This is a genomic window from Anaeroglomus insulsum (assembly GCF_050689095.1).
GTDB lineage: Bacteria > Planctomycetota > Phycisphaerae > Sedimentisphaerales > Anaerohalosphaeraceae > Anaeroglomus > Anaeroglomus insulsum.
Genome location: NZ_JBOGCL010000009.1, coordinates 78,440 through 99,844 on the forward strand (window position 1 = coordinate 78,440; position 21,405 = coordinate 99,844).

A 21,405-nucleotide genomic window follows, 5' to 3' on the forward strand; every position below is an offset into this window, starting at 1 on the left:
TTAACTCCCTTTGGAGGCCAATAGCTGATCGAGCTTCTGCTCAACGCGTTTCAAATCATCTTTGGTAGCCAGGGGGATAGAAGCGATCGCCTTTTTAACCTGCTCAGACACCAATTTTTCCATGTCAGAGCGCGTTTTTTCGGCTGTTTCGAGGATTTCTTTGACAAAACCGCTTTTTTGATCACGCTCCGCCTGCCCTCTTTTGACATAGTCGTCAAAAATTTGCTCCGCTTTTTCCCGGGTCATGGTCATGGCACCCAGCCCCGCCAGAAACATCTTATCTAATGTTTCAAACATTCGTTGGCTCCCTTATGTAGTTTTTGAAATGAAGCTCCGGATGACAGCCGTTCTGCCATTCAAGATTTGATTATATCAAAAATTTATACTACGTGCAAGAAGTTTACGTTCGCAACATAATACATTGCAGATATTAAAACTCTCTTTTCATTGAAGATTTTTTTAAATTTTTTTATTTTATTATCCACTTTTCGTCGGTGCCAAACGGCTATCATTACGGTCGGAGGCCCCTGTTCTTATGAAGCGGTAATATGTGTGTGCATTTTAGACATAGAGGGTAAGAAGGGGTTGTTTGAAGATTAATACGCCATTTCTACCGCCGGCAATGAAATACCTGACAGTCTCATACTGTTTCGTTGCCGGCCTTTTCTTTATTTCCTGTTTTTTAGTGACTTTTGGAGTAATTTCTGTATAATGTCTGCTGATTTGTAGAATTATGGATAGATATAATATTATGAAGTGTGAGAATATGAGAAAAGGATTACTTGCTCTTCTTTTAGGAATTTTTGGGGGATTATGTCTGGCAAACTGTATGGATTGTGAACCTGCGACATCCTCCGGCCCCACCCTGCATATGGCATATAACAGCGAAGGATTGGGTAATGGTGTTGATGTGTTTATGTATTTTGTCCCCCTTGTCGCCCCCACCAGTGTTGATGCCTACAAAGATCCCAATACGACGTTGAATGCTAAAATCATATCTCGAACGTCTGAAGACAAAAAAAATTCTTTTGTGACCAAATGCGTCTTCGAGATTACAGGGTCAGGTGTTTACGAAATTTTTTTTGACCCGAATGAAATGATTGCATTCAACGCCAAACATTCCAATAAACCCAAAGTGATGCGTAATATGCTCAAATCCATTCGCATGGATGGCCCCCTGGTTGGACTGCTGGAAATATCCGGAACGATTAAAAACAACACACGACAGGTCAATAATGTCTCTGTGCGTTTCGATATGGATGGAAAAAGTTCAGTGACCGCGCATTTGTATGACATTAAAAAAACCCAAGAGGGTTTTCTCTACCAAAATCGTTCCAATGAGCAAATAGCCCGAATCAATGCATTGACCTTTACTCGCGGCGGCAATCCTCCCCAAATGGGTGCAGAGGTCAGCTCGATTGCCGGTCAAGCCGATTCCGAAGGCTTCTTTTCGGCATTTAAAGCCATGATTGCCAACTGGTTCATCCCCCCGATGCCCATCACGGACATCGGCAGTGAAACGATGATGAATTTCGGGCTGGCGCTGGATTCCACTCAATCCACCTTTACATTCCCCTTCGCCGAAAATCTCCGTCAAAGCCTCTCGCTGCTGGTCGCTCAAAAATTAAATCAGAACGCGAATCTTCACTAGGTTACACAAACCAAGATTCTGTTTAGAGCTATCTTATTTTTTGGCTACAAAAGGACTTAATTCACGAAGCCGGTGAATAATCGGCGGCAGTTTTTCAGCGACAAAATCCACTTCCTGCTCGGTATTATAGCGGCTCAGACTAAAGCGAATCGAACCGTGAGCTGCAGTAAAGGGTACCCCCATTGCCCGCAGCACATGAGAAGGCTCCAGTGATCCGGAGGTACAGGCAGAACCTGAGCTGGCACATATTCCGAAGCGGTCCAGCATCATAAGAATGGATTCTCCTTCAATATATTCAAAACTGATATTCAGCGTATTGGGAAGACGGTTTTCGGAGTCCCCATTGACCATACAATCCGGGCATGTAGCCAGAATTCGAGCTTCCAGTTTATCCCGCAGGGCTTTGACCCGGGTATTTTCCTCATCCAGATAACGCAACGCCAGCTCACAGGCCTTGCCGAGAGCAACAATGCCTGGTACGTTCTCAGTGCCGCCCCGACGATTATTTTCCTGATGGCCGCCAAGCAGATAAGGCGATAGCCGAGTTCCCCGACGGACATACAGAACCCCAATACCCTTGGGGGCATGCAGCTTGTGACCTGAAAGACTGAGCATATCAATATTGCTGGCCTTGAGATTCAGCGGAATTTTTCCCACAGCCTGTACCGCATCGGTATGGAATGGGACCCCTTTGGCCTTGCAGATTGATGCGATTTTCTCGATCGGAAATATCACACCGGTTTCATTATTAGCGTACATAATAGACACAATAGCAGTATCATCATTAATTGCGGATTCAAGCTCGGCCAGGTTGAGACAGCCATGCTTATCAACACCCAACTCGATGATACGGTAGCCATGCTGCTCCAGATTACGGCAGGGACTCAGGACCGCCGGATGTTCCACGCGTGTTGTAATGACCGTACGTTTATGAGGAACAATGGAAAGAGTGCCCAAAATGGCTGCATTGTCGCTTTCCGTGCCGCAACTGGTAAAAATAATTTCATCCGGCTCACAGCCCAGCAGTGCGGCAACCTGCTGGCGAGCTTTTCGTATTGCGCGGCCAACCTGACCGCCAAAGGTGTGCATGCTCGAGGGATTACCATAGTAATCGGTCAGGTACGGCATCATTTCCTGCAATACTTCAGGATCGACACGTGTGGTTGCATTATTATCCATATATATGACGGAACTCATGGCAGTCTCTCCGTGTGGTTATTCAGCCTGGAGGGCATCTTTTTCTTCTTCAACGATCAGATCTTCGGCGACAAATTCTCGTAATTTAGCCTGTACCAGATCTTTCATCGTAACTTCCGACATCTTGCAGCTGGCACACATTCCGCGAAGGGCAACAATCACTTTGTTGCCTTCCACATCCACCAGTTCGAGGTCTCCTCCATGCGATCGAATCACGGGGCGAATCTGCTCCCGTATCGTGTCCTGAATCAGTTGTATCTTCTGAATATTGGACAGCTTCCTGTGCCGGGGGGCGGGAACCGGCGATTGCTGATTATTCTTTTTACCCCGGACATCCTGCAAAATATGTTCAATTTCTCCATGGCAGCCGCCGCAGCCGCCGCCGGCTTTACAGAAATTGGTCACTTGTTCAACGGTCGTCAGGTCATTTTCCGAGATAACCCGCCGAATCTCCAAATCTGTAACACCAAAGCACGTACAGACAATCTTGCCTTCCTTATGGGCAGCAGTCTTGCCTTTGTTGCGGTAATAGGCAATCGCCGCCTCGAGGGCCTCTTGTCCCATAACCGAGCAGTGCATTTTTTGTTCGGGAAGACCTCCCAGCCTGTCTGCAATTTGCTGATTGGTAATCTTTTCGGCCTCTTCCAGAGTCATCCCCTTGATCATCTCTGTCAATACGGAAGAAGAGGCAATCGCACTGGCGCATCCAAAGGTCTGAAATTTAGCATCCGCAATCCGACCATTCTGATCCAGTTTAAATGTCAGCGTCAGCGCATCCCCACAGGCCAGCGAGCCGACCTCGCCAATCCCATCATAATCTTCAATTTTACCTACATTGCGAGGGTTGGTAAAATGATCCATGACTTGATCTGTATAATCCCACATCGGACACACTCCATCATAATTGAGCGGGTCGCCGTAAATATCGCATCTATTACGACTGACTCACTTTCAACGCGTTATCAAAGTCTTCTACGATATCATCTATATGTTCTGTTCCCACAGAAACACGAATAAAATCAGGCGTTACACCCGCAGCAAGCTGATCCGCCTCGGTTAATTGCTGATGCGTTGTACTGGCCGGATGGATGACAAGGGTTTTGCTGTCCAATATATTCGCCAGGTGACTTGCCAGTTTTACGGCATTAATAAATTTCACACCGGCAGACTTGCCTCCCTTGACGCCAAACCCCAGAATCGCCCCCTGCCCTTTGGGCAGATATTTCATCGCCAGCGGATAACAAGGGTGACTGGGCAGGCCCGGGTAATTGACCCAACTGACCGCAGGATGCTTTTCCAGAAACTCGGCCAATCTTTTGGCATTTTCACAGTGTCTGGCCGCCCGCAGGTGCAGGGTTTCAACGCCCTGCAAAAGTTGAAATGCATTAAATGGCGACAGACATGCTCCGGTATCCCGCAGAACATGGGTGCGAATTTTCACACTATAGGCCAGATTGCCGAAGCTTTTGACATATTGCAATCCATGATAGCTCTCATCCGGTTCGGTCAGGCCGGGAAATTTGCCATTGTCCCATCTGAAACGCCCCGAATCGATAACCATTCCGCCGATGCTGGTACCGTGGCCGCCTATCAATTTTGTACAGGAATACACAACGATATCAACGCCATGTTCAATCGGCTGAAAAAGCATCGGGGTGGCAACCGTATTATCACAAATCACCGGCAGGCCATTGTCATGGGCGATTTTTGTGATCGCTGGATAATCCAGAACATCATTTTTCGGATTACCAATGGTCTCGATATAGACCGCACGTGTATTTTTCCGAATAGCCTTTCGGAAATTCTCAGGATCATTCGGATTGACGGTTGTCACTTCGATACCCATCTGCGGCAGGGTATGCGAAAACAGCGTATGAGTGCCGCCATAGAGCGAACTGCTGGACACAACATGACATCCGGCAGGACAGATGTTGAATATGGCCGCCGTAATTGCTGCCATGCCCGAAGCAAAAGCCACCCCGGCAACACCGCCTTCCAGTTCCGCCATTCGTTTTTCGAGGACATCCGTGGTAGGATTCATCAGGCGGGTATAGATATTGCCGAATTCCTTGAGGGCAAACAAATTGGCGGCATGTTCGCTGTCTCTAAATACATAGCTTGTCGTCTGGTAAATCGGCACCGCCCTGCTCAGGGTGGTCGGATCTGCGGTCTGGCCGGCATGAAGAGCCAGGGTTTCCAGTTTGTATTTCTTTTTGTTGGTTTCCATGGTCATTTACCTATTAGGAGTTATCTGAATCTGCAAAAGGATTACGATTTGTCCGGCAGGACTTCAAGCATTCGATCCAGTGCTCTGCGAGCCTTTTGGGCAATCACCGGCGGGACAGCAATCACCGTCTGCATATCCTCCAGCGACCACAGCAGCTTTTCGAGCGTGATTTTCTTCATATTCGGACAAATGGCCTTGTCACTGACCGGGTAAAATGCTTTATGCGGATATTTTTTCCGGAGAGAATGCAATAGTCCTTCTTCTGTTGCAATGATAAATTGAGTTGCCGGGGATTTCCCTGCAAAGGCAATCATCTGGCTGGTACTCAGCAGCTGGTCCGCAACAGCACGCACTGCTGGTCCGCATTCAGGGTGAGCAAGCACAACTGCTCCGGGATGTGCACTGCGTGCCTCGGTGATCTGCTCTGCTGACATTCGGACATGGGTTGGGCAAAAACCCGGCCACAGAATCATTTTCCGTCCGGAACGTTCCTGGACAAATGCACCAAGATGCTGATCCGGGACAAAAATAATCTCCCTGTCGGCAGGCAGATGGGAAACCAGCTTCACGGCGTTTGAGCTGGTACAGCAGTAATCACTCAGCGCCTTGACTTCGGCGGTGGAATTGACATAACAGACCACAAGAGCATCCGGATGCTCGCCTTTGAATTGGGTCAGCTGCTCTGCGGTAATCATATCGGCCATCGGGCAGCCGGCGTGTTTATCCGGCAGCAGCACCGTTTTGTGCGGAGATAAAATCGCTGCAGTCTCGGCCATGAAATAGACCCCACAGAACACAATCACATCCGCCTGCGTGCCTGCCGCCTGAACACTTAAGCCCAACGAATCACCAACGAAATCGGCAATATCCTGTATTTCAGGAGTCTGGTAATTATGAGCCAGAATGACCGCATTCCGTTTCTTTTTCAATTCCAGAATTTTATCGACTAACGACGAATTCACAATACTACTCCGAATTTTTCTCCGCCGTCTTCCTGCGACCGCGGGTTACATATAGTGATTCCGGCTTGGCAATGGTCACCACAGCGCCGGGCGGGACAGATTCCCGTATCCAGACATTGCCGCCAATAACAGCCCCCTTGCCAATCACGATATCCCCCAGAATGGTCGCTTCGGCATACACAGTAACATCATCCTCCAACGTCGGATGCCGTTTTTTCCCGCGTATGATGTTGCCATGTTCGTCTTTGGGAAAGCTTACCGCACCCAGCGTAACACCCTGGTAAATCTTGACATTATTTCCAATTACAGCCGTCTCGCCAATAACCACACCTGTCCCATGGTCAATGAAGAACCGCCTGCCAACCTGGGCTCCAGGGTGGATATCAATCCCGGTTTGTGAATGTGCATATTCTGCCATCATCCGGGGAATCAGGGGGATATCCATCCGATACAACTCATGGGCAACCCGATGAATTGCAATCGCACACAAATGCGGATAACTGAGAACAATTTCTTCAGGTGCTTTTGCCGCCGGGTCTCCATCAAAAGCCGCCTGGACATCTTCTTTAAGCATTTGGCGGATCTCGGGAATCTGGTTTAGCAATTTTTCACAACATTCTCCGGCCAGAATTCTGCAGTCACAGGCGGGGCATTCCTTTAATTTACAATTGAATCGCAACGCCAGCTCGATTTGTTCTGCCAATTCCCGCCGAACCATAACGAGAATTTCCTGCACGATAGAGCGGATGTTTTCACTGCTGACTGGCCGTTTGCCGGTATAACCCGGAAACAATAGCTCCATCAGTGAATTCAGGACAAACAATATCTTGTCTCGGACGGGCAAGTTCTTGACATCGATAAAGTTGGTCCCCATATCATCCTGATAGGATGCCAAGATGGCCTGAGTCAAGCTGTCAATTTGCTTGCTGTCAAAACTTTTATGCGACATATCACACCTGAGATACGGTTATGGATGAGGTTATTTATACTAATCCTACTTGAAATTTCCCGTTTCGTCACGGCTAAGTATAGCAGCTTCAACCGCGTGCCTCTTTTGCTCGCGGAATAATCACGTATAAATCGTGTGGGTGCGTTTGTATAAGCAAACATATCTGTATTTGAAAAACCCAAGACACATATTCACCCTAAACAGATTCCAGAATATCTCGAGATATTCCAAGGTCAATACCTTATAAAATACAACGGCGGGATTCACAAGCTTTGTGAAGACTGTCCCGCCGCGCTGTTTCTTTTGACCAATAGGAACTTATATTTGATGGCTTCCGCCCTGCTGAATCTTGTCGGCACGTTCAGCTAACTCTTTGAGGGTCGTGTTATCCAAGACACTCATTAAAGCCTTGTATAATTCCGTCCAAATCAGACGCGTGGCACAATCTGGACATTTGGGACAGAATTCAGTGTGTTCTACGCACTCTATAGGAATGAGCGGCCCCTCAAGGGTGGTGAAAATTTCACTGAGCTTAATCTCAGCTGGATTTCTGGCCAGCATATATCCTCCGCGAGGACCCCGAACACTGCGGACCAGACCCGAGGATTTGAGCATAGCTACAAGCTGCTCCAGATACTTATTGGAAATATCCTCGCGATCTGCAATGGATTTGATCTGAAGAGGTTTCTTTCCATATTCGAGAGCCAGTTCCATCATAGCTCTCATCCCATAGCGTGTTCTTGAAGATAATTTCATAACCTAACTCCCATATTCCTATTCATTCTATAGTTATATACTACTCATTTTTGTCAACATTGTGCAATTCAATATTATTTTTTCTCTATTTTCCGTACAAATCATAAATTTTCAATACTTTTTTCGAGGAAACTTGCTGGGAAATCCATCGAATATATCTTATACACCTGCTAAATATAGACTTACGATACGCCTTGACATTTTTTGGGGGAGGGGTATAATGCTTTTGGAAAAGGATTGAGATGATCATAGCAACATTTAATGTAAATTCCATCCGGAGCCGTATCGATATACTCAATGCGTGGCTGGCGAAACATAAGCCCCAGATTCTGTGCGTCCAGGAAACCAAGGTACAAAACACTGATTTTCCCTTAGAAGCATTCAAAGATTCAGGGTATCATATTTTATATCATGGGCAAAAAAAGTACAATGGGGTTGCCATATTCAGCGATATTCCGACTCAAGATGTCCAAATAGGATTGCCTCAGGATCCTGCAAAAGAGGCAAGGTTTATCAAAATATCCTATAAAAACGTGGTTGTCGTAAACACCTATATTCCTCAGGGGCAATCTCTTCAAAGTGAGAAGTTCCAATACAAATTAAAGTGGTTTTCGTGGCTAAAAGACTATTTCGACAAAACTTACACACCAGACCAGCCGATAGTATGGGTGGGCGATCTGAATGTCGCTCTCGAAGATAAAGACGTGTATGATCCCAAAAACCTGTGGGGTGACGTGTGTTTTTGTCAGGAAATCCAGGATGCCTTACGCGAGGTCATGAAATGGGGGTTTGTGGATTTATTTCGCCAATTCCATCCACAGCCGGAACAATACACGTTCTGGGATTATCGTGTTCCCAATGGTTTCAAACGCAATATGGGGTGGCGGCTGGATTATATTATGGCAACCCCCATCATGGCTCAACACTGTATCGACTGCCGCATCGACAAAGCTCCTCGGGAATTGGAAAAACCCAGCGATCACACCCCGGTTGTCGCCGAATTCAAATCATTTTGAGAATAGGCAATTATCTTGATTTTTTGTCGCAGATAGGTATAGTTTCTCCGTCTTGCGGCAGATGACAGTAACTGCCGCTGTGGAGTATCATGTTAAAGGTGCAAGGTTGTATGGGCCCTGTATCAATATCATATGAAGAATTTTCACGTCTGATTGGACGACGGACACAGACTCTGCTCAGAGCCGCCAGCTTTCTGGTGATGCAGCACCAGAATAATCTTGGCAAACTGACGCGTCCTCTGCTGGGGGAATTACTGGCCCAAGCCACCCAGACGGAAGAACTTCTGGATTCCTATGGAGCCCGAAACAACAGTCAATGGGCAGGCTTCCGTTCGATGACTGCCGCCATCAAGCTGTATTCCAATGTCGGTTATGAATTGCTCCATATTCAGCATTCCATACCCGCTTATCGGCTTTTGCCTGTTGAGCAGGATTTTACCATCGGAACCCAGAAGGCCATAGCATTTGTTGAAGAAATTCTCTATCGGGCAACAGAGCGTCTCCTGCAGGAAGCGGCCTGGCTGCATATTCCGATCCCCCATTCCATTCCAACCCCGGAAACTTATGCAGAGTCACTGCCCATGGGGCGTTTACCGCATGATTTAGCCATTCGTAAACTCGAAACGGTTTCCAACACGGTAACCCTTCTGGCAACCGCGTTTTTGAACCTTGCCGCCGAATGCAAGCAGGCTCTTCCCAAGGGTCTTGTTGCTTCCCGAGAATATCATTATGAAATGACCGGCCCCATTAGTGAAGAAAAGCTTCGGTCACTGGAACTCCGTTTCCATAATCTGCAGTCCCTGTATGACACGTATGTTTCAACCACAGAAACCGAGGTTTTGGACAAAGACTTGCCGGTCTTGCGGGGACACATCAGCGTTGTCCTGCATCTGCTGCGTACGGCACGGGATTTTGCCCATTACTATGAACGTCACGCAGGCCCCACTTCGCTTCATGTGCCCGGGGCCAAAAAGCTGGTTGAACCCGAACAACTGCTGGACACGCTGCTTCACTATTCGATCTGTTTTGTGAGCGAATATCTGACCTGTGCGGAGCTGTTGTGCCAAAATATGCTCCGCCGCTATACGGAAAACACCCGTATTGAAGTTCGCGTTCCCCCCTATCGGGGATTTCATGTCCGTCCCTCGACGCTGATTTCAAAACTGGTGCTGCATTATGGAAGCGACGTGCGGATGGAGCTGGAAGGCGAGTCGTACGATGCCCGTTCTCCGCTGGAGCTGTTCAGGGCCAATGAAAAAATCAATGCCAACAAACGGCGGTCGCTGGCAGCGGAGACGATTCGCCTGGGGCTGGTCCCCACTCAGGTCAGCGGCACGGATACCAAAACCCTCATTCGCAGTATCATTATGACACTGGCCGATTATGGCAAAGTCATCATTTATGAACAGCCGCTTAAACTGGATGATATGACCATTCAGCAGGATGCCAGACTGATTGAGCAGGTCACGGATGAAATTGCCAAATTGCTGGTGATGGGCAAAATCGACATCGCCACAGAAATGAAAGTGACATTCTTTGGGGACAAACGCGTTCTGGAGGATATTCGCCTGCTGGCCGAATGCGGTTATGGGGAAGATAATTTTGGCAACAATATCCCGCTGCCGGAACGCCTGAAATACCTGCGGCAATAACCGCATAAAAACTCCGTTATTCTCCGTTTCACACTTGCCAGAATCTGCCGGGATTGTTATAAAACACGCTTTTGAGCTTATTTATAATCATGGATTGAGGATAAGGATCTTGTGATGGAACAGCAGTTTGTGTTAACGGTAGCCGGCGAACTGAATATCTCGGCCAGACAAGTCGCCGCAACCGCTGAGCTTCTGGCCGATGGTGCGACCGTACCCTTCATTGCCCGCTACCGCAAAGAAATGACTGGCAGTCTTGATGAAGTGGCTGTAACCCATATCCGGGATCGTCTCCAGCAGCTAAAAGAACTCCATGCCCGTCGCGACAGCATTCTGGCATCGCTGAAGGAGCGTGAATTGCTGACGCCGGAACTCGAATCAGCCATCATGGCAGCCCAGACCATGACGGAACTGGAAGACATCTATCTGCCGTATCGTCCCAAACGACGCACCCGGGCAACGATCGCCAGGGAGAAAGGACTGGAGCCTCTGGCCATGCTGATTCTGGAGCAAAAAGACACTACCCAGCCAGAGATTGCGGCTGCTGAGTATGTCAATCCTGAAAAAGGCGTGGACAATCCTGAACAAGCCCTGGCCGGTGCCTGCGACATCCTTGCTGAAATGCTCAGCGAGGACCCGAACAGCCGTGCCAAAATCCGTGAATTGTATTTTACGGCAGGCCAGTTTTCATCCAAAGTGCTGGAAGACAAAAAGGCAGAGGCTGCCAAATACCAGGACTACTTCGATTGGACCGAACCGGTTGCCACAGCCCCATCCCATCGGATTCTGGCCATGCGTCGGGGAGAAAACGAAGGTTTCCTGATCCTGCGCATTCTGGCCCCCAAAGAAACGGCTCTACAGCTTTTATACGCCATGTATATTCGCTCCAGCAATGCCTGTACGCCGTATCTCCGCAAAGCCATTGACGATGGATATGACCGGCTGCTGTCACCCTCGATGGAAACCGAGGTGCGGCTGGAGACCAAAAAACGTGCCGATATGGAGGCAATCAAAATATTCGCTGAAAATCTGCGGCAGCTTCTGCTGGCATCTCCGCTGGGCCAGAAAAACATCATGGCAATCGATCCGGGCTATCGTACCGGCTGCAAGGTTGTCTTTCTGGATAAACAGGGCAAGCTGTGCGGCAACGAGGTGATATATCCGCATAACGGTGAACAGGCCGCAAAACGCGAAGCGGAGCGTATTCGTCACTGGTGTCAGGAATATCAGATCGAAGCGATTGCGATTGGTAACGGTACAGCCGGTCGTGAAACCGAGGATTTTATCAGGTCCCTTGAATTGGACAAAAGCATCCTCATCGTGATGGTCAATGAAAGCGGTGCCTCAGTCTATTCCGCCTCGGAGGCAGCCAGGGAGGAATTTCCAGATTATGACCTGACCGTTCGCGGAGCTGTATCCATTGGCCGTCGGCTGATGGACCCGCTGGCTGAACTGGTCAAAATCGACCCGAAATCCATCGGTGTCGGCCAGTATCAGCACGATGTAGATCAAAGCCTGCTCAAACAATCCCTGGATGACGTGGTCATCAGCTGCGTCAACAGTGTCGGCGTTGAAGTCAATACCGCATCCAAGCAGTTACTGATGTATGTATCCGGCCTCGGGCCTGCCTTAGCCCAGAAAATCGTCGATTATCGCAACGAACACGGTCCCTTCCTAAGCCGACAAAGCCTGACCAACGTTCCGCGTCTGGGGGCCAAGGCATTTGAGCAGGCCGCCGGTTTTTTACGGATTCGTGATGCTGAAAATCCGCTGGATGCCAGCGCTGTCCATCCGGAAAGTTATCCGATCGTGGAGCGGATGGCTTCGGACTTGAATTGTTCTGTCAGGCAATTGATGAACGATGCCGCACTGCGGTCCAAAATAAAACTCGAAACCTATAAAACCGATACGATTGGCCTGGAAACCCTGAATGACATTATGCAGGAACTGGCCAAGCCGGGCCGGGATCCCCGTAAACAGTTTGAGTCCTTCAAATTCGCCGACGGAATTACGAAAATCGAAGATCTTTCCGCCGGCATGAAATTACCCGGGATTGTGACCAATATCACGGCTTTCGGTGTTTTTGTCGATATCGGAGTGCATCAGGACGGCCTGGTACACATCAGTGAATTGGCAGATCGGTTTGTTAAAGATCCAGCTGATGTCGTCAAGGTTCACCAAAAGGTTCAGGTGACGGTTCTGGAGGTCGATATCCCCCGAAAGCGGATCCGCCTGTCGATGAAACAAGGCAAACCTGAAGGCAAAGCCATGGAGAAAAAAGACACGCCGCGAAAAACTCCGCCCAAGTCACCGGCGCCCAAGTCCTCAGGAAAGCTGATCGACCAGCTGCGATTCGGCGATGTTCGTTTGTCCTGATTTCTGAACATTCCGCGAAAACAAAAAAAGGGCCGTTGATAACGGCCCTTTCGATTTTAATCTATCCTTGCGGCGACTAAGCCTTCGCGTCATTCGGCGTGTTGGGGTCAGCCGGCTCTTTCGGCTTTGCCGGAATATCTTCAATCAATTCATTCAGCGATTTGGTTAATTCTGTCGCTTTATACTGCGGAATCACATACAGCCAGTTGGCTGTTTTTTTGGCCAGCATTTCAGCTGCATCGCGTGCCAGCAGCTTAGCTTCTTTTTTCTTGAGCTGCTCTTCAGATTCGACACCTTTTTCTTTCACCACTTCGGATTTGTCCGTAAACTCAACGTTCAGTTTCAGATACCACTTCTCTTCTTTTTTGCCCAGGTCAAGCGTATAGACCGTCGAGTCATTCAGCTTGCAGATATAATGGCGGTCCAGTGTTAAGCCGTCGACTTTCTCTTTGGGATTCACATCCTCAAAGTTCAGATTACCCAGTGCACTGAATACACTGCGATGGGCTGTCCCCTTGAGCTGTTTGCCAGCAGGCAACGCCGCCAGGGTAACCACATCGCCGCCATTGTCCGATTGAAGAGTATAGCTTAGATTGTTCGGATCAGTCACCGTGACTTCGAGAATCTTTTTGGTATCCACCTGAAGAAGCTGGGTGTCCAGATAATCCAGCGGACGGCTGGATATCCAGGGCGACTGCAGCGTCAGATAAGCCTTGTTATCTTCAGCCCGACGCACAAAGACTCCCTCCGATTCCGGCTTGCTCTCTGAAACCAGCAGGCCCACAATGGTCTGGCCTGCACTATCTTTGAAGGTCACGGTTGTCCTGGCAGTATCCTCCGTAAGCCCCAGTTCGGCGTGAAAAGCAGGATCTTCAGTCTGCAATTCCGCCGTGCGAATATCAAGACATTGATTGACCAGTTCGTTGACTTTCTTGGTGCTGGCCGGATAGTTGTCTTTTTCGGCAACCACAAATCGCTTTTCGGATTTGACAAGGGTCACTTTCTGGGTTCCCTTTTCGCCGGTGACAAGGATTGTATGGATCTTATCCACATCCAACCCGCCAATCAGCGGTCCAATGATCAGACTGCTGCTTTGCCTGACGTTCCCTATCTTATCCACCAGAATTGCTGCAGCCACGCAAACAACCGCAACAAGTCCCAATATCGCAAGTTTTCTGTCATTCATTGTGATTCTCCCTGTTTGATTCAAGGCTGAATTTTATCTTACTGTCTGTTGAGCATCTGCGTTCTTTTATGCATCACTGGCATGGCTGACATAATGACGACGCATGAAACTCCGGCGCAAACCAAGCACCACGGCAATCAGCAGAATCAGAGCCGGACCGGGCAGCGTGCACAGATTTTTCAGCTTGCTTCCCAGGCCTTCAATCTGCTTGACTTTCTGCATTTTGACATCACGCAGCTCTTTTTCCTTCTCACGCAGTTTCAGCTCAATAGCCTGTTTTTCCTCAAGGATGGTCTTGTTGATTAATTCATCTTCCTTGCGATCAACGGCGGCCAGTTTCTGATTCAGTTCCTGCTCAAACGCCTTGATTTGATTCATAATTTCTGTCTCTTTATCCGCCGTTTTGGCATCGGCCTCGGCCTCAATTGCATCCACACGCGTAAAGGGCCGGCTGTATTGGCCGCGTGAACGAACCGCCATCAGGGCACTGGACCCGGACAGGTCTTCAATGGCATTGAGCACGAGGTTGCTGTTATCGCCAACCACTGCTGTACCAAAGAAAGTCTGCTGGTAGGCAACAATATCGCTGATGAAATCGACATCGGCAAACACCATCACCGCACAGGTTTCCGCCGCTTCGGTCAACCCTGTGACTTTCTTCATCACCGGCGGTTTTTTCTCGCCTTCAGGTTTGTCCGTCTCAGCGCCCTCGGTTTTTTCTTCGACTTCAATCCCGTCCGGGAAAGCCGATTTGAATTTACCGGTAATTGCATACCCCATCACAACCGGTTCGCTTCCATCGCGGAATTTCCGCAGGAACTCAGCGTAATCCGGATTCATGATTTCATAGGGGCTATCCACTTTCCAGGCATTTCCTTTTGACGTTGTTTGTATCAGAGGCGTGTATTTGATATCCGATGCTGTATCGGGATGAATTTTCTTCAACACACCCGGGAACATCATGCTGACTTCATTGAGCATCGCTGTCGCGGGGGATTCCGCACTGAAACACTGTTCGGCAGACGTCAATTTCATAATCCCCATAATCTTCATCGGCCGGTCGGTGGGCCGGGGCGACCCCATCACCGCCAGTGTGCGGTCGCCGGCAAAGGTCAGCTTGGGCATTTCCAGCCCCCATGCCTGCAGCAGTTTGTCCAAACTGGATTCAGTCGAGGGAGTTTGTCCCATCTGTGCCTGCATGGGATCTGGACGATCCACCACACAATGCGGGTCCACAAAAATCATGGCACGTTTGCCCTTGAGAATGTATTGATCAATAGCAAACTGGGTCTTTTCGGGCAGGGCTTTGGGGTGGATCACCAGCAGCATATCCACGTCGGAGATGGTGTCGGTATCGGCGGGAATCGAAACAACTTCATACTTTTCCTTAATCTGACGGATAATCCCCCAGGCCTGACGAGGCTGCTGGCCCTGCATCCGCATCATATACGCCATATATCCTGACACATCGTCTCCCATGACCGGCAGCGAACTGAGCACACCAATTTTAGTCTTCTGGCGAGTGACGGCAGTGTCAATCAGATAGCTGATATCATATTCAACAAAGCTTTGCCGATCCGGAGTAAAAAATTCGATGGTCTTGGTCACACCAAACTGGGTCTGAACCACCAGCCCAAAAAAGAAACTCTCTTCCTGGCTGATGGTAAACCGCTTGAGTTTGTATCGAATCGCCGCCATTTCCTCTTCGGTATAAGGGCGGGGGTCGATCACTTCCAGCTTGACATTCCCTTTGGATTGCGTGACATATTCTTCCAACAACGCTCGCACAAAGGTGTAATAATTGGTGTAAAAGCGAATCTGGTCGGGAGCCTTCATCGAGGCGGTTTTGCTGTAAAACAATTTAATGGTAATCGGCTGGGTCAGCCCATTCAGAATTTGTTTGGTTCCGTCCGACAGCGTATAGAGCTTGCGTTCGGTAATATCCAGACGCATGGATTTGCCAAGCTTATGGACGATACTGACCAGCGAAACCGCAATCACAACAATGAATGTGATTGCCATCGTGATTTTGAAGGTTCGATTCATCAGGCAGCCTTCCTTTCTTCCAGAACCACAGTGCACGCGCCAATCCAGGCGACAATCAGGATGATGAAATAGGCAATATCCTTCAGTTCAACAACACCGCGAAGGATGGAGTCAAAATGGGACTGAATACTCATCATTTCAATCAGAGCAACCACGCTGGCCGGCAGCATTGTGGACAGATAATTGACCGTTGTCGGCATGCCGGCATAGACCAGGATACCGCAGGCGGCCCCGGATAAAATGAAGCTGACGACCTGATTTTTCGTAATAGCGGAAAAAAACGAACCTATAGCCAGAAATGTTCCTGCCAGCAGGAAGGAACCAATATAGCCGGTGATAATCAGTCCGGTATCGGGATGCCCGAGGTAATACACCGTGACCGGCAGCGGAAACGTCAGCAGCAGCGCGATTCCCAGAAAGCCCCAGGCGGCAAAAAACTTCCCCAGAACCGCCTGGTGAATGGTAATCGGCAGCGTCAGGAGCAGCTCTATCGAGCCGTTTTTGCGTTCTTCGGCCCACAACCGCATCGCAGCCGCCGGAACCATGAAGATAAACAGCAGCGGCAGGCTCTGGAAAAACAGCCTGAGTTCCGCCTGACGAATCTCAAAAAAACCGTCCTTAAACGGCAAATACCCGGCAAAGAACAAAAAGATCACCAGAAACACATACGCCACGGGTGTGGCGAAATACCCTTTTAATTCACGCTTGAAAACTGATAGAAAACCGTTCATAGCATCATTCTCCGTTTCATTAGGGGCTACGCGGTCTTTTTGGTGGACGTGATCTTGCGGAAGACCTCATCCAGACTGCATTTGTGCTTTTCAATCAGGGCCTGCGGGGTGGAATCCACCAGGATTTTGCCGCGGGCGATAATAATCGTACGGGTGCAAATCTGCTCCACTTCCTCCAGAATATGCGTGGAAACGATAATGCATTTGTCTTTGGCCATCCCATTAATCAGCTTGCGAACCTCATATTTCTGATTGGGATCCAGGCCGTCAGTCGGCTCGTCAAGAATCAGAACCTGCGGGTCGTGAATCAAGGCCTGAGCCAGCCCAACCCTGCGACGATACCCTTTGGACAGCGTGTCAATGGTCTGGTGATAAACCGACTCTATCGAACACAGGGGAACCACCCTGTCCAACGCTTTCTTTCGGGCCTGTCCTTTAATGCGCCGTGCATCACAGACAAAATTTAAAAATCCGCCAACGGTCATCTCGTTATAAGCCGGAGCATTTTCTGCCAAATAACCGATACTCTGGCGTACACCGATGGGGTCTGTGATAATATCATGGCCACAAACGGTCGCTGTTCCGCTGTCCGGTTTCAGAAAGCAGGCCAGCATCTTCATGGCTGTACTTTTTCCGGCGCCATTAGGCCCCAGAAAACCCAGCACGTCGCCCTTTTGGACCTTGAATACAATGTCGTCCACGGCCACGACGGGGCCAAAACTACGGCGTAAACGCTGTACATCAATCATGCTCTATTCTCCTTTGATTCGTTTCCGAATTCATTTGGTCACAAAATCGAGGATGCCACCGTCTCTATTACCTGACTAAACAAGAAAACTTCTCCTCATGACACAATTTGCATGTGCCCAGTTACACCCGCCTTCGGAAATTATGATTAACAAAAAAATACGCAAAAAAGCCCTTCTGGTTCGCGCATTTTTTACCTCATTTACGGGGTTTGTCAAGCCCATATTTAGCGTACATAGGCCTTATTATTGCTGTCCGATAAATTCAGGGACAAGCTCCCGCAGGGTTTCTATAATCCGCGAACGATTCTGGGTATGTGCCACTTCAAGCAGTTTTTCAATGCCGTTACGGAGCACCTGCCGATCCTTGGGAATGTTTTTCCAGACCGCGATTTTGGGATGCTTGGTCGGCAGCATATTCTCGCCTTCAATCGAGAGTTCTTCAAACAGTTTTTCCCCGGGGCGAAGACCGGTAAATTCAATCTCAATATCCTCCCCCGGACGGAATCCGCTGAGCGTAATTAATTCCCTCGCCAGGTCCACAATCTTAACCGGTTCTCCCATATCCAACACAAAGATTTCACCGCCTTCTCCCATCGCCGCCGCCTGAAGCACAAGCTGACTGGCCTCTGGAATCGTCATAAAATAGCGGCGCATTTCCGGATGGGTCACCGTAACCGGCCCGCCAGCGGCAATCTGCTGTTTGAAAATCGGCACCACAGACCCGTTGGACCCCAGCACATTACCAAACCGCACCGTAACATAGTGGGTCTTGCTGGTCTTGTTCAAGTCCTGAATATACATCTCAGCCACACGCTTGGAGGATCCCATAATACTGGTTGGATTGACGGCTTTGTCGGTCGAAATCATCACAAAACATTCCGCCCCATACGCATCCGCCGCATCCGCCACGGTACGTGTCCCAATCACGTTATTCTTGATAGCCTCGCCGGGATTCAGCTCCATCAACGGTACGTGTTTATGAGCTGCCGCATGAATCACGACCTGAGGGCGGTAGTCAGCAAAAAAACGTTCTATTCTTATTTTATCGGTAATATCTGCTATCACGGGAATCATCGATACGTTGCTGAATTTCTGCTTCAATTCCCGCTCGATAAAAAACAATGGATTTTCAGCTTGTTCCAGCAGCAACAGCTGTTTGGGACCGAAAGTGCAGACTTGACGGCACATTTCCGAACCAATCGAACCGCCGGCGCCAGTTACGAGAATCACTTTGTTGGCCAGAAAGCCCCGAATCTGCTCCATATCCAGCTGTACTTCTTCGCGTCCCAGCAAGTCGTTGATTTCAACATCTCGCATCTGTGATACACGAAGCTTGCCCGAAGCAATATCCGTCAGCGACGGGACGGTACTGAATCGGATCTTGGTCCCCTGACAAACCTGGACCACCCGGCGAAGCTGCTTGCGGTTGGCACTGGGGATGGCGATGGCGATTTCATCCACTGCCTGTTTGCGGCAGATTTGCGGCAATTGGTCCACACCGCCCAACACAGGAATACCGTGAATTTCCGACCCCTGTTTGGCCGGGTCATCGTCAACAAACCCAACCACTTCGTATTGCGTATCTTTGCGACGCATCATTTCCCGCAGAAGAGCCTCGCCGGCGTTACCCGCTCCGACAATCAGAAAACGACGAGCCGTCCCGCGAGTTTCAGAAAAGAATTCCTCATGGTACAGACGAATCACCATGCGAATCCCCGACAGCAGCATTATCGTGGTGAATAAATCCAGCATGAGGACTCCCTCAAGTCGGGTCTGCACGTCCCGCAGCTGCCCTTTCCGGGTCATTAGGAAGGCTTGTTCCTGACTGTTTTCAGGAGCTTTGGCCAGTTGGGCTGAAATCGTGTTGATTCGACTGACTTCCAGGAGATCGCGAAGCCCCTGCAGATTGGCGTGGCGGCACCTATACTTCCAGGACTCCTGTTCCGTAAGCGAGGTTGCGATTTTTTGCTCAAGTTCAGCGATGTCCTGCCGCACTTTTACTATTGCTGAATCCGGAATCAGTATCGCTCCAGCCAGACCATAGGTATACCAGCCTGCAATCAGGATAATCGCGCTGACCAGCGACGCCTTGGCTATTTTCAGCAGATCGGAAACACCGACATACCGCCACCACCCACGGTATTGCTTGAAATAGGCAAAGACAATCAATTTGATCGGCAGCACAAATGCCAGCAGAATCGGAAACGGATAAATCACCCATCGCCGCAGTACCTGCATGCTGTACATGAATAAAAAGGCCAGTCCCAGCGCTGCGGTAAATGCCGCAACATGCGTCAGAATAATCAACGTCTTTCGATACTGGATAAGCCCCTTGGAGAGCTTTTGATCCACCCCATACGGACTGGGTTCTGTTTGGGTTTCATTCCTGTAAGGCATTTTTGACTCCTGATTAAGAGATCAGGCGATCGGTGGCACGACGGCCCGCTCTTGTTTCTGTTGGCGAAGGAGGCATCTGGAACTCTTGATCGGAAGGAAATTCCAGGCTTATCCACACTTTTTGAATGGGCACTTTATCTACTTTTCTTCGCATGAGCGAATAAATAATCGTCATGCTCGAAAAAATATAGCTAATCACCATCGCAGCAATCAACGCGGTTATCCCCAGCATCAGAACCCCAATCATCACGCTGGCGATTTTTTCTGACCAGTTAGCCGGACCTGCCGGGGCATTAAGCAGATAAAACAAGCTGGGTTCCGCCCAGATGCGTTCCAGTTTGCTGGGACCATGTTCAGGCTGATAGATGCCCAGACGTATCGAATGATAGGTGACCCACAAAACCACAAATAATACCCCCCGCATCACCAGGTAAAAAAATGTTCCCAGCAGCGTCTGAACAACCAGATAAAACAGCATCCATACCGGTTTATTCAGAACATAACTGATGGATCGCCCGATGGCATCCAAACCAGTCGTGCCTTCATAGGCAATGGCGGGAAACATCAGACCGGTACCCGACAGCGAAGCTGCCAGCAATAGCGCTAACAGGACTCCCGCAACCAGCAAAAATGGCAAGAGCAATCCGAGTGCCAACTCGCCTATCCAGGGAAGGAAATTCACGGCAAGTCCAAAAAGAATCAAAATCAGTGCAAAGCCCCCCATCAACATCGCAGGAATCAGCGGCGCCGAAATCAAACTGAATAATTTGTCGCCGACAAACTCCAGTGACTCAAATACCCCCGGCTTTTCATTATTGGCACATTCCAGGGCTGCACACCGACAGATTGCCCCCCCCGCCACACACAAAATGACAAAGACATAGGTGCAAAACAGAATGCTGTAAACGGTATGATATTGAAATGCCCAGGCCACAGAACGAAAACACAGCGTGATGTTCTGCCAGATTCGATAAGCCACCCCGGCAGTTCCGGCCTGCTGAGCATAAGGGCTGGGAGATTCAAACTTAAATAACGCCTTATAAAAGATTAGGGTCGAATCGGTAATGCGGTCCGTCCAGAAATGCCAAAGCGTCGAAAATACCCCCTGGCCGGAACATTTGCCCATATTCTCCCGAATAAATCCCTCGGCACGGCTGGGGTGCTGCAGATAGGATGCCAGTTCAGTCTCCTGAATATAGGCGGCAGAATCGCCACCAAATAAACCTTTGGGGACTTGCCGTTTCGGACTGACAACCACCGAATGGGAACAGCAATCCATCGCAAAGCCACCGGCGCAAATCAAGACTACCGCCAAAAAGGCGATCAGCACTTTGGCTGGCCCAACAGCCAGCTTAAAGGCCATCGCCAACCGAGGCAGTGCCATCTCTTCCCACATTTGCAAGAGGCCGGGCTCCTGCATCATATCAATACCCTCTGAAGACTATCCTTTGCTATGTCAACAATCGACACGTATTATCCTTTATCACGCTTAAATTTCAACAAAAAATCCAGG

Annotated in this window: 17 protein-coding genes; 4 read left to right on the plus strand and 13 right to left on the minus strand. The window is 49.2% G+C overall.

Going from position 1 to position 21,405, the window contains the following annotated elements; genetic code table 11:
• The gene (locus tag ACQ9LF_RS09330; RefSeq protein WP_462489125.1) at positions 1-297 is read right to left on the minus strand and encodes a phasin family protein; all 297 of its coding nucleotides are present in this window, start codon (positions 295-297) and stop codon (positions 1-3) included.
• Positions 298-829: 532 nt separating this feature from the next.
• Between ACQ9LF_RS09330 and ACQ9LF_RS09335 the strand changes: the two genes are divergently transcribed.
• On the plus strand, positions 830-1,651 hold the full coding sequence (locus ACQ9LF_RS09335; RefSeq protein WP_462489126.1) for a hypothetical protein: 822 nt from the start codon (positions 830-832) through the stop codon (positions 1,649-1,651).
• A gap of 33 nt (positions 1,652-1,684) precedes the next feature.
• Here ACQ9LF_RS09335 and nifS read toward each other — a convergent pair whose 3' ends face one another.
• From nifS to ACQ9LF_RS09365, 6 genes are all read right to left on the minus strand, one after another.
• The gene (gene nifS, locus ACQ9LF_RS09340; protein WP_462489127.1) at positions 1,685-2,848 is read right to left on the minus strand and encodes a cysteine desulfurase NifS; all 1,164 of its coding nucleotides are present in this window, start codon (positions 2,846-2,848) and stop codon (positions 1,685-1,687) included.
• Positions 2,849-2,866: 18 nt separating this feature from the next.
• Positions 2,867-3,733 (minus strand): Fe-S cluster assembly protein NifU, encoded by an 867-nt coding sequence (nifU, locus tag ACQ9LF_RS09345; RefSeq protein WP_462489128.1) that lies wholly within the window; start codon positions 3,731-3,733, stop codon positions 2,867-2,869.
• A 49-nt stretch (positions 3,734-3,782) separates the two neighbouring features.
• Positions 3,783-5,075, minus strand: a complete 1,293-nt coding sequence (locus ACQ9LF_RS09350) for an O-acetylhomoserine aminocarboxypropyltransferase/cysteine synthase family protein (protein ID WP_462489129.1) — start codon at positions 5,073-5,075, stop codon at positions 3,783-3,785.
• 41 nt (positions 5,076-5,116) lie between these two features.
• Positions 5,117-6,040 carry a quinolinate synthase NadA gene (gene nadA, locus ACQ9LF_RS09355; protein ID WP_462489187.1) on the minus strand — a complete coding sequence of 308 codons (924 nt, stop codon included), beginning with the start codon at positions 6,038-6,040 and terminating at the stop codon, positions 5,117-5,119.
• A gap of 1 nt (position 6,041) precedes the next feature.
• A complete protein-coding gene (gene epsC, locus ACQ9LF_RS09360) occupies positions 6,042-6,986 on the minus strand; it encodes a serine O-acetyltransferase EpsC (protein WP_462489130.1) in 945 nt (314 codons plus the stop codon).
• Positions 6,987-7,304: 318 nt separating this feature from the next.
• Entirely contained in the window at positions 7,305-7,742 is a 438-nt protein-coding gene (locus ACQ9LF_RS09365; RefSeq protein ID WP_462489131.1) for an RrF2 family transcriptional regulator, read from the minus strand.
• Positions 7,743-7,984: 242 nt separating this feature from the next.
• On the opposite strand from ACQ9LF_RS09365, the gene xth reads away from it, so the two are divergent.
• The 3 genes from xth (at position 7,985) to ACQ9LF_RS09380 (ending at position 12,783) form a co-directional block, all read left to right on the plus strand.
• Entirely contained in the window at positions 7,985-8,758 is a 774-nt protein-coding gene (gene xth / locus ACQ9LF_RS09370; RefSeq protein WP_462489132.1) for an exodeoxyribonuclease III, read from the plus strand.
• A gap of 110 nt (positions 8,759-8,868) precedes the next feature.
• Positions 8,869-10,410, plus strand: a complete 1,542-nt coding sequence (locus ACQ9LF_RS09375; protein WP_462489133.1) for an HPr family phosphocarrier protein — start codon at positions 8,869-8,871, stop codon at positions 10,408-10,410.
• 114 nt (positions 10,411-10,524) lie between these two features.
• Positions 10,525-12,783: a Tex family protein gene (locus tag ACQ9LF_RS09380; RefSeq protein ID WP_462489134.1), complete on the plus strand. Its 2,259-nt coding sequence runs from the start codon at positions 10,525-10,527 to the stop codon at positions 12,781-12,783.
• Positions 12,784-12,859: 76 nt separating this feature from the next.
• Here the strand turns inward: ACQ9LF_RS09380 and ACQ9LF_RS09385 are convergent, their stop codons facing one another.
• The 6 genes from ACQ9LF_RS09385 to ACQ9LF_RS09410 form a co-directional block, all read right to left on the minus strand.
• Positions 12,860-13,969, minus strand: a complete 1,110-nt coding sequence (locus ACQ9LF_RS09385; protein WP_462489135.1) for a DUF4340 domain-containing protein — start codon at positions 13,967-13,969, stop codon at positions 12,860-12,862.
• A 66-nt stretch (positions 13,970-14,035) separates the two neighbouring features.
• A complete protein-coding gene (locus tag ACQ9LF_RS09390; protein ID WP_462489136.1) occupies positions 14,036-16,015 on the minus strand; it encodes a GldG family protein in 1,980 nt (659 codons plus the stop codon).
• Positions 16,015-16,746 (minus strand): ABC transporter permease, encoded by a 732-nt coding sequence (locus ACQ9LF_RS09395; protein WP_462489137.1) that lies wholly within the window; start codon positions 16,744-16,746, stop codon positions 16,015-16,017. Before ACQ9LF_RS09395 ends, ACQ9LF_RS09390 begins: the two co-directional genes overlap by 1 nt.
• A gap of 26 nt (positions 16,747-16,772) precedes the next feature.
• Complete coding sequence (locus tag ACQ9LF_RS09400; protein ID WP_462489138.1) at positions 16,773-17,495, minus strand: ABC transporter ATP-binding protein; 723 nt, start codon at positions 17,493-17,495, stop codon at positions 16,773-16,775.
• Positions 17,496-17,738: 243 nt separating this feature from the next.
• Positions 17,739-19,892: a polysaccharide biosynthesis protein gene (locus ACQ9LF_RS09405; protein ID WP_462489139.1), complete on the minus strand. Its 2,154-nt coding sequence runs from the start codon at positions 19,890-19,892 to the stop codon at positions 17,739-17,741.
• A gap of 13 nt (positions 19,893-19,905) precedes the next feature.
• Positions 19,906-21,315, minus strand: a complete 1,410-nt coding sequence (locus ACQ9LF_RS09410; RefSeq protein ID WP_462489140.1) for a hypothetical protein — start codon at positions 21,313-21,315, stop codon at positions 19,906-19,908.
• Between the last annotated feature and the right edge of the window lie 90 nt (positions 21,316-21,405).

Coding starts and splice junctions, on each gene's coding strand:
- epsC (WP_462489130.1), bottom strand. CDS start 6,986: ATGTCGCATAAAAGTTTTGACAGCAAGCAAATTGACAGCTTGACTCAG.
- nifU (WP_462489128.1), bottom strand. CDS start 3,733: ATGTGGGATTATACAGATCAAGTCATGGATCATTTTACCAACCCTCGC.
- ACQ9LF_RS09350 (WP_462489129.1), bottom strand. CDS start 5,075: ATGGAAACCAACAAAAAGAAATACAAACTGGAAACCCTGGCTCTTCAT.
- nifS (WP_462489127.1), bottom strand. CDS start 2,848: ATGAGTTCCGTCATATATATGGATAATAATGCAACCACACGTGTCGAT.
- ACQ9LF_RS09380 (WP_462489134.1), top strand. CDS start 10,525: ATGGAACAGCAGTTTGTGTTAACGGTAGCCGGCGAACTGAATATCTCG.
- ACQ9LF_RS09410 (WP_462489140.1), bottom strand. CDS start 21,315: ATGATGCAGGAGCCCGGCCTCTTGCAAATGTGGGAAGAGATGGCACTG.
- ACQ9LF_RS09375 (WP_462489133.1), top strand. CDS start 8,869: ATGGGCCCTGTATCAATATCATATGAAGAATTTTCACGTCTGATTGGA.
- xth (WP_462489132.1), top strand. CDS start 7,985: ATGATCATAGCAACATTTAATGTAAATTCCATCCGGAGCCGTATCGAT.
- ACQ9LF_RS09395 (WP_462489137.1), bottom strand. CDS start 16,746: ATGAACGGTTTTCTATCAGTTTTCAAGCGTGAATTAAAAGGGTATTTC.
- ACQ9LF_RS09330 (WP_462489125.1), bottom strand. CDS start 297: ATGTTTGAAACATTAGATAAGATGTTTCTGGCGGGGCTGGGTGCCATG.
- ACQ9LF_RS09385 (WP_462489135.1), bottom strand. CDS start 13,969: ATGAATGACAGAAAACTTGCGATATTGGGACTTGTTGCGGTTGTTTGC.
- ACQ9LF_RS09400 (WP_462489138.1), bottom strand. CDS start 17,495: ATGATTGATGTACAGCGTTTACGCCGTAGTTTTGGCCCCGTCGTGGCC.
- ACQ9LF_RS09390 (WP_462489136.1), bottom strand. CDS start 16,015: ATGAATCGAACCTTCAAAATCACGATGGCAATCACATTCATTGTTGTG.
- ACQ9LF_RS09365 (WP_462489131.1), bottom strand. CDS start 7,742: ATGAAATTATCTTCAAGAACACGCTATGGGATGAGAGCTATGATGGAA.
- ACQ9LF_RS09405 (WP_462489139.1), bottom strand. CDS start 19,892: ATGCCTTACAGGAATGAAACCCAAACAGAACCCAGTCCGTATGGGGTG.
- ACQ9LF_RS09335 (WP_462489126.1), top strand. CDS start 830: ATGGATTGTGAACCTGCGACATCCTCCGGCCCCACCCTGCATATGGCA.